Consider the following 14,208-nt stretch of genomic DNA (forward strand, 5'->3'; position numbering starts at 1 on the left):
TCCTGAGTTCGGCTCAATATTTCAGGTCGACGTGGATCTGTAGACCGACTCGGTCAGTCCCCTCTCCTTTTGGGAGAGGGAGCCGGTCTCGGTGCTTTCAAATCCTGAGTTCGGCTCAATATTTCAGGTCGACGTAGATCTGTAGACCGACTCGGTCAGTCTCCTCTCCTTTTGGGAGAGGGAGCCGGTCTCGGTGCTTTCAAATCCTGAGTTCGGCTCAATATTTCAGGTCGACGTAGATCTGTAGACCGACTCCGTCAGTCCCCTCTCCCTTTGGGAGAGGGCTAGGGTGAGGGCCTTCTAACTGGCTCGCCGCTCAATCCCATGCTTACGCAGCTTCCTGTAAAGAGTATTGCGGCTGACACCCAGTTGCTGCGCCGTATGGGTCATATGCCAGCGAGTTTGCTCCAGCACATTGAGCAAAGCCGACCGTTCGGCATCTTCCAGCGGATGATCGGACTCCTTAACCGCAAATACTGCCGGACTCCCCTGCCGAATCATCACCGGCAAATCCTCAATCCCGATCCGCCCCTCATCACACAACGCCGCCAGCGTGCGCAGGACATTGCGCAACTGCCGCACATTCCCCGGCCAGTTGAACGCCAGCAATGCCTGACGTGCCGGCTCTTCGATGAGGATCGTCTCACCGCCCGCCTCTTCAGCCAGCAGGAAATCCAGCAGCTGCGATTTATCACTGCGCTCGCGCAATGCCGGCAGCGCCACTTCCAGGCCATTCAAGCGGTAATACAAATCCTCACGGAAGCTGCCGTCGGCGACCCGCTCCAGCAGATTGCGGTGCGTGGCACTGATGATCCGCACGTTGACCGACTCCGGCTCGCCGCCGATCGGTACCACTTGCCGATCCTCCAGCACTCGCAACAATCTGGTCTGCAAGGCCAGTGGCATATCGCCGATTTCATCGAGGAACAACGTGCCGCCATCGGCCTGCTGCAACTTGCCGCGCATGCCGTCCTTTCTTGCGCCGGTGAAACTGCCGCCGCGATAGCCGAACAGTTCACTCTCGATCAGGCTCTCCGGGATGGCCGCGCAATTGAGGGCGACGAAGGCGTTGCTTGAGCGCTGACTGGCTTGATGCACAGCCTTGGCGAAGGCCTCCTTGCCGGAGCCGGTTTCGCCGTTGATCAGCAGCGGTACATCGCGTTCGAACACACGCAGCGACTTGCGGAAGTCGGCCTGCAACGCCTCATCACCAAGGCAAATGCCCGACAGGCGCGGAGTCTCAACCATAACTGGCGCAGGCATGCTCGGCGCCGGTTTACGCGACTCTCCTCTCAGCACGGCAAACAAATGCCGGCCGTCGCGCGTGCGCAGCGGCCAACTGGCGCTGGCATTGGCGCTGGCGCGGCCAAGCAGCTCATCCAGCGAACAATCGAAAAACGCCTCGACCGGTTTCCCAAGCAAACCACCGCGAATATGCCCGAGCAGGTTCAGCGCACTCTGATTGACCGCACTGATCCGCCCTTCCCCGTCAAACGCCAGCAGCCCCTCGCTGAACAGGCCGACGGACTCGGCCTGCAAGTGAAAACGCAGCAACCATTGGTTATCGAAGCAACGCAGGAAATAGCAGCTCTCGATCATCTTCGCCGACAGATTGACCAGCGCCATGGTGTGGAACTGGCTCTGCCGCGAAACGTCGTGCCGCGCGGAGGACACGTCGAGTACCGCCAGCAGTTCGCCATGAGGATCGAATACCGGGCTGGCCGAGCAGGTCAGGCCGGTGTGGCGCCCGCGAAAGTGTTCGTCCTGATGGATGGTCAGCGCCTGGCGCTCGACCAGGCAGGTGCCGATGCCGTTGGTGCCTTCGCAGGCCTCGCTCCAGTCCGCCCCGAGCCAGAGGCCGGCGCGTTCGAATATCTTGCGTTCGGCAGGCGCGGTGACGCAGTTGAGGATCACCCCGCGCGCGTCGGTCAGCAGCACCGCATGGCCGGCGCCGGAGAGTTGTTGATGCAGGCTGCTCATTTCATTGCCGGCGATCTGCAGGACTTGTTGCAGACGTTCGCGACTTTCCAGTACGCGACCGTGTTCGAGCACGGTCGGCGCCATGGTCAGCGCCGGGTCGAGGTGATAGTCCTCAAGACAGCGCAGCCACGAGCGGGCAATCGACGGATCGGCACCCGGCCCGTGCATGTGCGGCTTGCCCTGGGTCGCGGTGAGAACCTGTTGGGCATGGCGACTCAAATGGTTGTCGTGCATTTCTTATTGTTCTCCATATTCCCCGTGTAGGAGCTGCCGAAGGCTGCGATCTTTTGATCTTGATCTGCAAAAAAGCAAAATCAAAAGATCGCAGCCTTCGGCAGCTCCTACAGGGGTTGCTGTGGGTTGAGGATCCTCCAGGTAAATGTGGATTGCAATGCTGGCGGGACCGGTCGGTCACTGGCTGTGCCGGAAGCGGTACAGACTGTCACCCCGTCTGTACCGAAACCATCACAGGCACAATCCGCTCGTCCGACAAAAACCCGCCAAGCCCTTGATTTACCTGAGCTGCACGGCGGTGGCCCGGCCTTTGCTCTACGCTTATAGCAAGCGCACTTGCGCGTTTCTCTAATAAGTACAAAGCCAAGGAGAACAACATCATGCGTTACGCTCACCCCGGTACTGAAGGCGCCAAAGTCTCGTTCAAGAGCAAGTACGGTAACTACATCGGCGGCGAGTTCGTCGCGCCTGTCAAAGGTCAGTACTTCACCAACACCTCGCCAGTGAATGGCCAACCGATTGCCGAATTCCCGCGTTCCACAGCCGAAGACATCGACAAGGCACTGGACGCCGCTCACGCCGCAGCCGATGCATGGGGTTCGACCTCCGTGCAGGCACGCTCGCTGATCCTGCTGAAAATCGCCGACCGCATCGAACAGAACCTCGAACTGCTGGCGATCACCGAAACCTGGGACAACGGCAAAGCCATCCGCGAAACCCTCAACGCCGACATCCCGCTGGCGGCCGACCACTTCCGTTACTTCGCCGGTTGCCTGCGCGCCCAGGAAGGCAGCGCTGCCGAAATCGACGGCAACACCGTGGCTTATCACATTCATGAACCGCTGGGCGTGGTCGGTCAGATCATCCCGTGGAACTTCCCGATCCTGATGGCCGCGTGGAAACTCGCGCCAGCACTGGCCGCTGGCAACTGCGTGGTGCTCAAGCCTGCCGAGCAAACCCCGCTGGGCATTACCGTGTTGCTGGAACTGATCGGCGACCTGCTGCCACCCGGCGTGCTGAACATTGTTCAGGGCTATGGCAAAGAAGCCGGCGAAGCGCTGGCCACCAGCAAACGCATCGCCAAGATCGCCTTCACCGGCTCGACTCCGGTCGGCTCGCACATCATGAAATGCGCGGCCGAGAACATCATTCCGTCGACCGTGGAACTGGGCGGAAAATCGCCGAACATCTTCTTCGAAGACATCATGCAGGCCGAACCGACTTTCATTGAGAAAGCTGCTGAGGGTCTGGTGCTGGCCTTCTTCAACCAAGGCGAAGTCTGCACCTGCCCATCGCGTGCACTGGTGCAGGAATCGATCTACGACGAGTTCATGGCCGTCGTCATGAAGAAAGTCCTGCAAATCAAACGCGGCGATCCGCTGGACACCGACACCATGGTCGGCGCGCAGGCATCCGAACAGCAATTCGACAAGATTCTTTCCTACCTGGAAATTGCCAAGGGCGAAGGCGCCGAACTGCTGACTGGCGGCAAGGTGGAAAAACTCGAGGGCAACCTGTCGACCGGCTATTACATCCAGCCGACCCTCCTCAAGGGCACCAACAAGATGCGCGTGTTCCAGGAAGAAATCTTCGGGCCGGTGGTGAGCATCACCACGTTCAAGGACGAAGCCGAAGCCCTGGCGATTGCCAACGACACCGAGTTCGGCCTCGGCGCCGGTCTGTGGACCCGCGACATCAACCGCGCTTATCGCATGGGCCGCGCGATCAAGGCCGGTCGCGTGTGGACCAACTGCTACCACCTGTACCCGGCGCATGCCGCGTTTGGCGGGTACAAGAAGTCTGGCGTTGGCCGTGAAACCCATAAAATGATGCTCGATCATTATCAGCAGACCAAAAACCTGCTGGTGAGCTACGACATCAATCCGTTGGGCTTCTTCTAAAACCCTTGGGCGACTCAGATATTTCTGAGTCGCCCGTTCAACCGCTTTCGCGAGCAGGCTCGCTCCCACAAGGGAGTTGTGCCGCACCACATACACAGGCTCGCCACAAATCCACTGTGGGAGCGAGCCTGCTCGCGAAGGCGTCCTGACTGACACACCACAAAAGGCCTGGCCGCTCTGGCACGGCCCTTGCGTACCCGTCATCCAGCATTTGCACCGAAACTGCCGCTGCGTGAACAGCACCCATCCACCTCAACCGCCACACCCGAAAGTCCAACAAATCGAACAATAAAAAAGACAGCGAGGACTTATGACTTCCACCACACAGCTCAAACCCACACTCGGCACCCTGCATCTATGGGGCATAGCCGTCGGCCTGGTGATTTCCGGCGAATACTTCGGCTGGAGTTACGGCTGGGGCACCGCAGGCACCCTGGGTTTTCTGGTCACGGCGCTGATGGTCGCGACCATGTACACCTGCTTTATCTTCAGTTTCACCGAATTGACTACCGCGATTCCTCACGCCGGCGGGCCGTTTGCCTACAGCCGGCGGGCGTTCGGCGAGAAAGGCGGATTGATCGCCGGCATCGCCACGCTGATCGAGTTCGTCTTTGCGCCACCGGCCATCGCCATGGCCATCGGCGCCTACCTGAATGTGCAATATCCGGAACTTGATCCGAAGATCGCCGCCGTCGGCGCGTACTTCGTCTTCATGACACTGAACATCCTCGGTGTGAGCATTGCGGCGACCTTCGAATTGGTGGTCACCGTGCTGGCCGTCGCCGAGTTGCTGGTGTTCATGGGCGTGGTCGCACCGGGTTTCAGCTTCAGTAATTTCGTGCTCAACGGCTGGTCGGGCTCGAATGAATTCAGCATGGCCTCGATCCCCGGGATCTTCGCGGCGATACCATTCGCGATCTGGTTCTTCCTCGCCATCGAGGGCGCGGCGATGGCGGCCGAAGAGGCGAAAGACCCGAAACGGACGATTCCCAAAGCCTATGTCAGCGGCATTCTGACCTTGGTATTTCTGGCGATCGGCGTGATGGTCATGGCCGGCGGCGTCGGCGACTGGCGTCAACTGTCGAACATCAACGATCCGCTGCCGCAGGCGATGAAAGCCGTGGTCGGCAACAATTCATCGTGGATGCACATGCTGGTATGGATCGGCCTGTTCGGGCTGGTGGCGAGTTTCCACGGGATCATCCTCGGTTATTCGCGGCAGTTCTTCGCCCTCGCCCGCGCCGGTTATCTGCCCAAAGGTTTGGCCAAACTCTCGCGCTTCCAGACCCCGCACCGGGCGATTCTGGCCGGTGGCGTGATCGGCATCGCGGCGATCTACAGCGACGGTCTGGTCAATCTGCAAGGCATGACCCTGACCGCAGCGATGATCACCATGTCAGTGTTCGGCGCGATCGTGATGTACATCATCAGCATGCTCAGCCTGTTCAAACTGCGCAAAACCGAGCCGAACCTGGAGCGCACCTTCCGTGCGCCGGGCTATCCGGTGGTGCCGGCGATCGCGCTGTTCCTGGCGGTGGTGTGCCTGATCGCGATGGCGTGGTTCAACACGCTGATCGGCTGCGTGTTCCTCGGTTTCATGGCCGCCGGTTACCTGTATTTCCAGCTGACCGCCAAGCAACGCGCCGATGCACCGGCAGACGCTATGCTCGAAGGTATCTAACTGCCATATAAAAGTGCACAGCGCCCCTTCAGGCACTGTGCTGGAACCCTGTAGGAACTGCCGCAGGCTGCGATCTTTTGATCTTGTTTTTAGAAAATCAACGTCAAAAGATCGCAACCTTCGGCAGCTCCTACAGGGGGTTATTGTTTAGAGGAGGATATTGTGGCCGCATTCGCCCATTCCGTCGGCGCCCAGACCTATCGCTTCGACAGCCTCAAAGAGGTCATGGCCAAGGCCAGCCCCGCCCGTTCGGGGGATTTTCTCGCCGGCGTCGCCGCGCTCAACGACGGCGAGCGCGTCGCCGCGCAAATGGCGCTGGCCGACATCCCGCTTACGCATTTCCTGCAGGAAGCGCTGATTCCCTATGAGTCCGATGAAGTCACCCGACTGATCATCGACACCCACGATAAACAGGCGTTTGCCGTGGTCAGCCACCTCACCGTCGGCGGTTTTCGCGACTGGCTGCTCAGCGACGCTGCCGATGAAACCAGCCTGCGTAATCTCGCCCCCGGCCTGACCCCGGAAATGGTCGCCGCCGTATCGAAGATCATGCGCGTGCAGGATCTGGTGTTGGTGGCGCAGAAGATTCGCGTGGTGACGAAATTTCGCGGCACCCTCGGCCTGCGCGGGCGCCTGTCGACCCGCCTGCAACCGAACCACCCGACCGACGAGCCTTCCGGCATCGCCGCGAGCATTCTCGACGGCCTGCTCTACGGTAATGGCGACGCGATGATCGGCATCAACCCGGCCACCGACAGCATCGCTTCGATCTGCGCGATGCTGGAGATGCTCGACGCGATCATCCAGCGCTACGACATCCCGACCCAAGCCTGCGTGCTGACCCACGTCACCACCTCCATTGAGGCGATCAATCGTGGCGTGCCGCTGGATCTGGTGTTTCAGTCCATCGCCGGCACCGAGGCGGCCAACGCCAGTTTCGGCATCAACCTCAACGTGTTGCAGGAAGGCTATGACGCCGGCCTGAGCCTGAATCGCGGCACGCTCGGGCAGAACCTGATGTATTTCGAAACCGGTCAGGGCAGCGCCTTGTCAGCCAACGCCCACCATGGCGTCGATCAACAGACCTGCGAGACGCGAGCCTACGCGGTGGCGCGACATTTCAAGCCGTTCCTGGTGAACACCGTCGTAGGATTTATCGGCCCGGAGTACCTCTACAACGGCAAACAAATCATCCGCGCCGGCCTCGAAGACCATTTCTGCGGCAAGTTGCTCGGCGTGCCGATGGGCTGCGACATCTGCTACACCAACCACGCCGAAGCCGATCAGGACGACATGGACACCCTGCTGACACTCCTCGGGGTCGCCGGGATCAACTTCATCATGGGCATCCCCGGCTCCGACGACATCATGCTCAACTACCAGACCACTTCGTTTCATGACGCGCTCTATGCGCGCCAGACCCTCGGCCTGAAACCAGCGCCGGAGTTTGAACAGTGGCTGGCCAACATGGGCATCTTCACGCAGGCCGACGGCAAGGTTCGTTTCGGCAACAATCTGCCACCGGCCTTCCGCCAGGCGCTGGCGCAACTGGGATGAGTGACATGGAAAAACCGCCCATCGACCCGCAAAACCCCTGGCTGGAGCTGCGCCGCCTGACCCCGGCGCGGATCGCCCTCGGCCGCACCGGCACCAGCCTGCCAACCCGCGCGCAACTGGATTTCCAGTTTGCCCATGCGCAAGCACGCGATGCGGTGCACCTGCCGTTCGACCATGCAGCACTTGCTACGCAACTGAACGAACGCGGGCGCGAGAGCCTGCTGCTGCACAGTGCGGCGCTGGATCGCAACAGCTACCTGCAACGCCCTGATCTGGGACGCAAACTGAGCGATGACTCGGCGCAAAGCCTGCGTGATTACACGGCGGCGCATCCCGGCGGCGTAGATCTGGCCATTGTCGTCGCGGACGGTTTGTCGGCGCTGGCGGTGCATCGGCATACCTTGCCGTTTCTTACCCGACTGGAAGAACAGATGAGCAGCGATGGCTGGTCGATCGCGCCCGTCGTGCTGGTGGAACAGGGGCGCGTCGCCGTCGGTGACGAAATTGGCCAATTGCTCGGCGCGAAAATGCTGGTGATGCTGATCGGCGAACGCCCCGGCCTCAGCTCGCCAGACAGCCTGGGTTTATATTTCACCTACAATCCAAAGGTCGGACTGACCGATGCCTACCGCAATTGCATCTCCAACGTGCGGCTCGAAGGCTTGAGCTACGGCATGGCGGCGCATCGCTTGCTGTACCTGATGCGGGAAGCCTGTCGGCGCCAGTTGTCGGGGGTCAATCTGAAGGACGAAGCACAGGTTCACACACTGGAGTCGGAAACCGGTGTCGACATGAAAGGAAACTTCCTACTCGGTCCGCCCGCAACCTGAACCGTTTCCGCATTGCGTTTCTGCGCTGGTTTCAGGCAGGATCGATGCACGGCCGCCAGGGTTTCCCAATCGCCGTCAGAGCAGTTGAAGACAGCCACTTGAAGACGAGACCTATCATGCGGATTATTCAAGCGACCCTCGAACATCTGGATTTGTTGACCCCGTTGTTCGTCAGATATCGCGAGTTCTACGGTTCCCTGCCTTATCCGGACTCCTCCCGCGCGTTTCTCGAAAAACGCCTGCGGCGCAAGGAATCGGTGATTTATCTGGCCCTGGCCGATGATGACGACAAGAAGCTGATGGGCTTCTGTCAGTTGTATCCAAGCTTTTCCTCGTTGTCGCTCAAGCGCGTGTGGATCCTCAACGACATCTATGTCGCCGAAGATGCCCGCCGCCAACTGGTCGCCGACAACCTGATCCGCACCGCGAAGAAAATGGCCAAGGAAACCCAGGCCGTGCGCATGCGCGTCTCCACCAGCAGCAATAACGAAGTCGCGCAGAAAACCTATGAATCCATCGGATTCAAGGAAGACACCGAGTTCAAGAACTACGTGCTGCCGATCAGCGACGAGCTCTGAAAATCAGAAGATCGCAGCCTGTAAGAGCTGCCGAAGGCTGCGATCTCTTCGCCCCACCCATCCCTGCTGTGTCCCTGACAAATTTTCACGCCCGACATCCCCCGCTACAAAACCAACACGCTTTTCATCTCTCAAACCGTATAATCCCGAGCTTTCCGGCTTGTAAGAAAAACTACACCTGGCTGTAGGCTTACACCCGATCCACCCGCACAGACCCGCTGAGTCGGGCCGTCACCACAGGTGCCCCCATGGATTTCAACCCGCTCGACCTTATCCTGCATCTCGACGTCTACCTCGATCTGCTGGTGAACAACTACGGGCCATGGATCTACGCCATCCTGTTTCTGGTGATTTTCTGCGAAACCGGTCTGGTGGTGATGCCGTTCCTGCCGGGTGACTCGCTGTTGTTCATTGCCGGTGCCGTGGCAGCGGGCGGCGGAATGGACCCGGTATTGCTCGGTGGTTTGCTGATGCTCGCGGCGATACTCGGTGACAGCACCAACTACGTGATCGGACGAACGGCGGGCGAACGCTTGTTCAGCAACCCGAACTCGAAAATCTTCCGCCGCGACTATCTGCAGAAAACCCACGACTTCTATGACAAGCACGGTGGCAAGACCGTGACCCTGGCGCGTTTCCTGCCGATCATTCGTACCTTTGCCCCATTCGTCGCCGGCGTGGCGAAGATGCCGTACCCGCGTTTCTTCGGTTTCAGCGTACTTGGCACGATCCTCTGGGTCGGCGGTCTGGTGACACTGGGCTACTTCTTCGGCAACGTACCGTTCATCAAGAAAAACCTGTCGTTGCTGGTCGTGGCAATCATCCTGCTGTCGCTGGTGCCGATGATCCTCGGCGTGGTTCGCAGCCGTTTCGGCGGCACCAAAGCGCAATCGCACTAAGCCCGTGTGGTCGCTGAGCGCCTGGCGTCGCCGGCGCATCCTCGCGAAGCACCCGATTGCCGACGACCTGTGGCAACGGGTGCGCCATCACCTGAGTTTTCTCGACGGCATCAGCAGCGCTGAAGACCAGTGGCTGCGCGAGGCCTGCGTATTATTTCTCGAAGAAAAACACCTGACCGCCCTGCCCGGCGTCGAACTGCACCAGGAACAACGCCTGTTGCTCGCGGCCCAGGCACAATTGCCGCTGCTCAATCTGGGCGATTTGAACTGGTATCAGGGCTTTCACGAGATCGTCCTCTATCCCGATGACTTCCTCAGCCCGCAGCGCCATCGCGATGCCAGCGGCGTCGAACACGAGTGGGACGGCGAGCACAGCGGCGAGGCTTGGCAGCAGGGGCCGATCATTCTCGCGTGGCCCGGTGTGATGGCCAGTGGTGGCTGGGAAGGTTACAACCTGGTGATCCACGAACTGGCGCACAAACTCGACATGCTCAACGGTGACGCCAACGGCCTGCCGCCGCTGCACACTGACATGCGCGTCAGCGACTGGGCCGAAGTCATGCAAAACGCCTACGACGACCTCAACCGCCAGCTCGACCGCAATCCCGACGCCGAAACCGCCATCGACCCCTACGCCGCCGAAAACCCCGCCGAGTTCTTCGCTGTCACCAGCGAATACTTCTTCAGCGCCCCGGATCTGCTCGAAGAGGCTTATCCACAGGTCTATGCGCAGCTCAGGCTTTTCTACCGTCAGGATCCGTTGGGCAGATTGCGGCAACTTCAGGCCACAGACCCGGTCTATCAGGCTCACGACTGAGCGCTGCACGACTTTCGCTGCATGGCGTCGACGGCAGAATATGCCTATAATCGCCGCCACTTTTTGGTCAATCCGGCCAAGTGTTTTTGGTCAACTACGGGGGCAACGCCCAATGAGCTACAGCAAGATTCCGGCTGGCAAAGACCTGCCGAACGACATCTACGTCGCGATCGAGATCCCGGCCAACCACGCGCCGATCAAATACGAAATCGACAAAGACAGCGATTGCCTGTTCGTTGACCGTTTCATGGCCACCCCAATGTTCTACCCGGCCAACTACGGTTACATCCCGAACACCCTGGCTGACGACGGTGATCCCCTCGACGTGCTGGTTGTGACCCCTTACCCGGTTGCTCCAGGCTCGGTGATCCGCGCGCGTCCAGTCGGCATCCTGAACATGACCGACGACGGCGGCGGCGACGCCAAGGTCATCGCAGTCCCACACGACAAGCTGTCCCAGCTGTACGTCGATGTGAAGGAATACACCGACCTGCCGCCACTGCTGATCCAGCAGATCGAGCACTTCTTCGCGAACTACAAAGATCTCGAAAAAGGCAAATGGGTCAAGATCGAAGGCTGGGCCGGTGCAGACGCCGCCCGCGACGCGATCACCAAGTCGGTTGCTGCCTACAAAGGCTGATAACCTGCGACCTGCGTGATGCTTGAAGAAAACCCCGGTTACACGGGGTTTTTTGTGCGCGAGAACCTGCGCATTAAACGGATCGTTTAAATTCTGCACGACGCAGTTTTAACCTGTTTAATTTCCTACAAGAACGTCTTACATCCCGTCGCAAAATTCAGCCCGTTTTTGAACGCCCGGTTTATTCAAACCGCTCTGGCACGGCCGTAGACTCTGTGTTTATGAGAACGAACACTAGCGGTCCAAGATTCAAGGCACTCCTGGAAGCAGCGAACATCACCACCACGGGTTTCGCAAAGTTCTGGGGCACGGAAGCCCAAAATGTCCACAACTGGTACACCCGGGGCGTCCCGGCGTATCGCATGGAAGAAGTCTCACGCCTGCTGTCCGTCAACAGCGAATGGCTGAAAACCGGCGAAGGCAGCAAAGAATCGCCCAGCCTCAACGCACCCGCCAGCAACGGCGACACCTTCGACGCCCAGGCCATTCGCGGCGTCTACACGGTCATCGATCCCAACGACATCAATCTGACGTTCTTCAAGGAAACCCCGCTCAGCAACGGCTCGGGCAAAACCCACGTCATCCAGGACCCTGAGCAGTCGATCCGCCTGCTGCGCAGCCACCTGGATCAACTCGAAGTCAGACACGCCGACGCCATCTGCGCCCACATGATCGGCAACAGCATGGCCGAACGCATCGAAGACGGCTCCGTCGTCGCCATCGACCGAGGCCTGACACAAGTCGTCGACGGCGAAATCTACGCCATCGAACACGACGGCATGTTGCGCATCAAATACCTGCACCGCATGCCCGGCAACGGCTTGCGACTGCGCAGCCACAACAGCGCCGAATACCCGGACGAAGTCTTCCGCTCAGCACAGATCGAGGAACAAAGGATTCACATACTGGGCTGGGTATTCTGGTGGTCGACCGTGGGCAAGCGCCGGCCGGTGGTGCCGTTTCTTTGACCTGATGCGTTTTTTTCGAGTCTGCACTGAACCCTGTGGGAGCGAGCCTGCTCGCGAAGAGGCCCGGACAAACGGTACAAATTCCGGATTTGTGGCGCAGAAGTCGCTCTAACCCGCACTTCAGGCTGGGAATCCTAAGCAAAACTCAGTATCCTGCGCCCCACATTTGCGCATCGACCCGCCCCGCGGCTCAGAGAGCGCCCGACGCGGCAGACCAACGTCTGACCAAGTCCCACAGCCGGACGCAGATCCGGATGTACGTTTTGAAGGCTGGCAAGGCTTACCAAAAATAGGCCAAGCCAGTCCCCGAGAAGCCGGCCACAAGCCGGCTTTTTAATGCCTTAAGGCTTTGAAAATAAAGGCATTTGTAAACAAATTTAAAAATGACCCACACCTTGACCCACACCCAGGCACTGGGTTGTCGCTGCGCTAACGGTTCGGTTCGGTTCGTTTTGCCGGCCTGACTGAAGTCAAAGACTAAAGCGTACAGGGGACACAAAGACGCGACCGCGATGCAATAGCACAGACTTGCCGCCTATATGCGATGACATTTGACAAGCACGCTCGTGGTCACGCAGGGGGAGTATCGACTCAATGGAGCCGGTCAGCGTCAGCAGAAATCGACGAATACACACGCTGAAAAATGCTTTGGAGATGGCTAGACCTCTGGTTGAAGACTCTAGGGTCGCAATGTGGCGCCAAAAGGCTATCGTTGTCGCTTAGGTATAGCGTTCATCAACGGAGTTTTCCATGGCAGCAGGATCGCAGGCGTTCTCTAGGCTGGAACAACTGAGCCGGGATTCAGGAAAGGATTGCTATCTCTACCTCGGGTCAATGAGCCGCGCTGGCTATGACCAGATGACTGAGTGGTTTACTAAGCAGCAGACGACCGAGGCTTATCTTTTTCTAGCTACTTATGGAGGCGATCCTGATGCGGGCTATAGGATCGCGAGAGCCTTAAGACATCACTACAACCATCTCACCTTGGTGATACCCACTTTTTGCAAGAGTGCTGGAACGCTTCTTGCTATAGGTGCTGATCAGTTGGTGATTTCTGACAAGGGCGAGCTAGGCCCTTTGGATATGCAACTCAAAAAGCCGGATGAACTGTTTGATATGTCATCAGGTCTAGATATCACACAGGCCATGGCATTTCTGCGTACCCAATCAGCGGATATACTGAAGTCGACCTTGGTTGAACTGAAGGTTGATCTAGAGGTAACGACCAAGACTGCCGCTGAAATCGCCACCAAATTGGCACAAGGGTTGGTTTCTCCAATATATGCACAAATTGACCCTTATAAGATCGGAGAATCACAAAGGGCGATTTCCATAGCGTTTTCCTATGGAAAGCGATTGGACGAAAAAATCAAGAATTTGAAGGGTGAGGCAGCGTTGAAGTCCTTGGTTTTGGACTACCCTTCTCATGGGTTTGTGATTGACCGAAAGGAAGCCACAAGCCTGTTCAAGAACGTGCGTGCGCCAGATGAGCGGGAGCAGGCCGTAGTCGAAAGCCTCTATGAATTGTGCAACAATCCTGCTCAGCGACCTCCTTTCACGTTCTTAATTCAAGCGCAAGCACCTAATGAAGGTAATGAAGATGTTCCAGTCGAGCCAGGACAAGAAGGTCGGAACGAGCAAGCAGCCGGCGACACCTACCCCGCCGACGATGGACCTGCTGAGCCTGATGAACGAGCTATCCAAGGGGCAGGTGAAGTCCGCGAGCCAATTCCCAATCCCGAGGGCAACTGATTTCAGCCGGCCTTAAAGTTTTGTTTTCAATGAAGCCCGGTTGATGCCGGGCTTTTTTGTGAGCACTCAAAAGCGAAGAGAATTCTCAGCACTTTTAGTTGCGCTTTAGCTTCGACCTCTGAGTAATTAACAAATGGCTGCTATCACCGAATACTGTCCGTCGCGATTGGGAGTGACCAATAACTGCCAGTGAGCAACGGCAGAGGTCCGCCGAGGGTGGACAATCAATATGTATAGACTCCTCCCCCTTAATGCTGAAGCTTAAGACTGGCGCTCCAGCCAAATAAAGATTTCATGAGCGCGTTATGAAAAACTCCACGATCGATATTTGATGCGGAGAACTCGCTGCCCCTTATCGGCACCATGCAGAG

11 protein-coding genes are annotated in these 14,208 nt (G+C 58.4%); 10 read left to right on the forward strand and 1 reads right to left on the reverse strand.

What is annotated here, in order from left to right; genetic code table 11:
• Positions 1-300: 300 nt before the first annotated feature.
• A complete protein-coding gene (locus tag QOL84_RS23650; RefSeq protein WP_283438795.1) occupies positions 301-2,214 on the reverse strand; it encodes a sigma-54-dependent Fis family transcriptional regulator in 1,914 nt (637 codons plus the stop codon).
• Between the two features lie 380 nt (positions 2,215-2,594).
• Between QOL84_RS23650 and exaC the strand changes: the two genes are divergently transcribed.
• The 10 genes from exaC to QOL84_RS23700 all read left to right on the forward strand — a co-directional run bounded on the left by exaC (position 2,595) and on the right by QOL84_RS23700 (position 13,837).
• On the forward strand, positions 2,595-4,115 hold the full coding sequence (gene exaC / locus QOL84_RS23655) for an acetaldehyde dehydrogenase ExaC (protein WP_008083670.1): 1,521 nt from the start codon (positions 2,595-2,597) through the stop codon (positions 4,113-4,115).
• Between the two features lie 310 nt (positions 4,116-4,425).
• A complete protein-coding gene (gene eat / locus QOL84_RS23660; protein WP_129395681.1) occupies positions 4,426-5,796 on the forward strand; it encodes an ethanolamine permease in 1,371 nt (456 codons plus the stop codon).
• Between the two features lie 162 nt (positions 5,797-5,958).
• Positions 5,959-7,353, forward strand: coding sequence for an ethanolamine ammonia-lyase subunit EutB (locus QOL84_RS23665; protein ID WP_045123145.1), 1,395 nt, complete (start codon positions 5,959-5,961; stop codon positions 7,351-7,353).
• Positions 7,350-8,183 carry an ethanolamine ammonia-lyase subunit EutC gene (gene eutC / locus QOL84_RS23670; protein ID WP_430458738.1) on the forward strand — a complete coding sequence of 278 codons (834 nt, stop codon included), beginning with the start codon at positions 7,350-7,352 and terminating at the stop codon, positions 8,181-8,183. The genes QOL84_RS23665 and eutC overlap by 4 nt, the downstream gene beginning before the upstream one ends.
• A 116-nt stretch (positions 8,184-8,299) precedes the next feature.
• Positions 8,300-8,761, forward strand: coding sequence for a GNAT family N-acetyltransferase (locus tag QOL84_RS23675; protein ID WP_129395684.1), 462 nt, complete (start codon positions 8,300-8,302; stop codon positions 8,759-8,761).
• Between the two features lie 248 nt (positions 8,762-9,009).
• Positions 9,010-9,660 carry a DedA family protein gene (locus tag QOL84_RS23680; protein ID WP_127929924.1) on the forward strand — a complete coding sequence of 217 codons (651 nt, stop codon included), beginning with the start codon at positions 9,010-9,012 and terminating at the stop codon, positions 9,658-9,660.
• 4 nt (positions 9,661-9,664) lie between these two features.
• Positions 9,665-10,477 (forward strand): M90 family metallopeptidase, encoded by an 813-nt coding sequence (locus QOL84_RS23685; RefSeq protein ID WP_283438797.1) that lies wholly within the window; start codon positions 9,665-9,667, stop codon positions 10,475-10,477.
• 112 nt (positions 10,478-10,589) lie between these two features.
• Positions 10,590-11,117 (forward strand): inorganic diphosphatase, encoded by a 528-nt coding sequence (ppa, locus tag QOL84_RS23690; RefSeq protein ID WP_008052339.1) that lies wholly within the window; start codon positions 10,590-10,592, stop codon positions 11,115-11,117.
• A gap of 221 nt (positions 11,118-11,338) precedes the next feature.
• A complete protein-coding gene (locus QOL84_RS23695; RefSeq protein ID WP_283438798.1) occupies positions 11,339-12,085 on the forward strand; it encodes a S24 family peptidase in 747 nt (248 codons plus the stop codon).
• Between the two features lie 750 nt (positions 12,086-12,835).
• Entirely contained in the window at positions 12,836-13,837 is a 1,002-nt protein-coding gene (locus QOL84_RS23700; RefSeq protein WP_283438799.1) for an SDH family Clp fold serine proteinase, read from the forward strand.
• Positions 13,838-14,208: the final 371 nt, after the last annotated feature.

Origin of the sequence: Pseudomonas helmanticensis (assembly GCF_900182985.1) — a bacterium.
Taxonomy (GTDB): Bacteria; Pseudomonadota; Gammaproteobacteria; order Pseudomonadales; family Pseudomonadaceae; genus Aquipseudomonas; species Aquipseudomonas helmanticensis.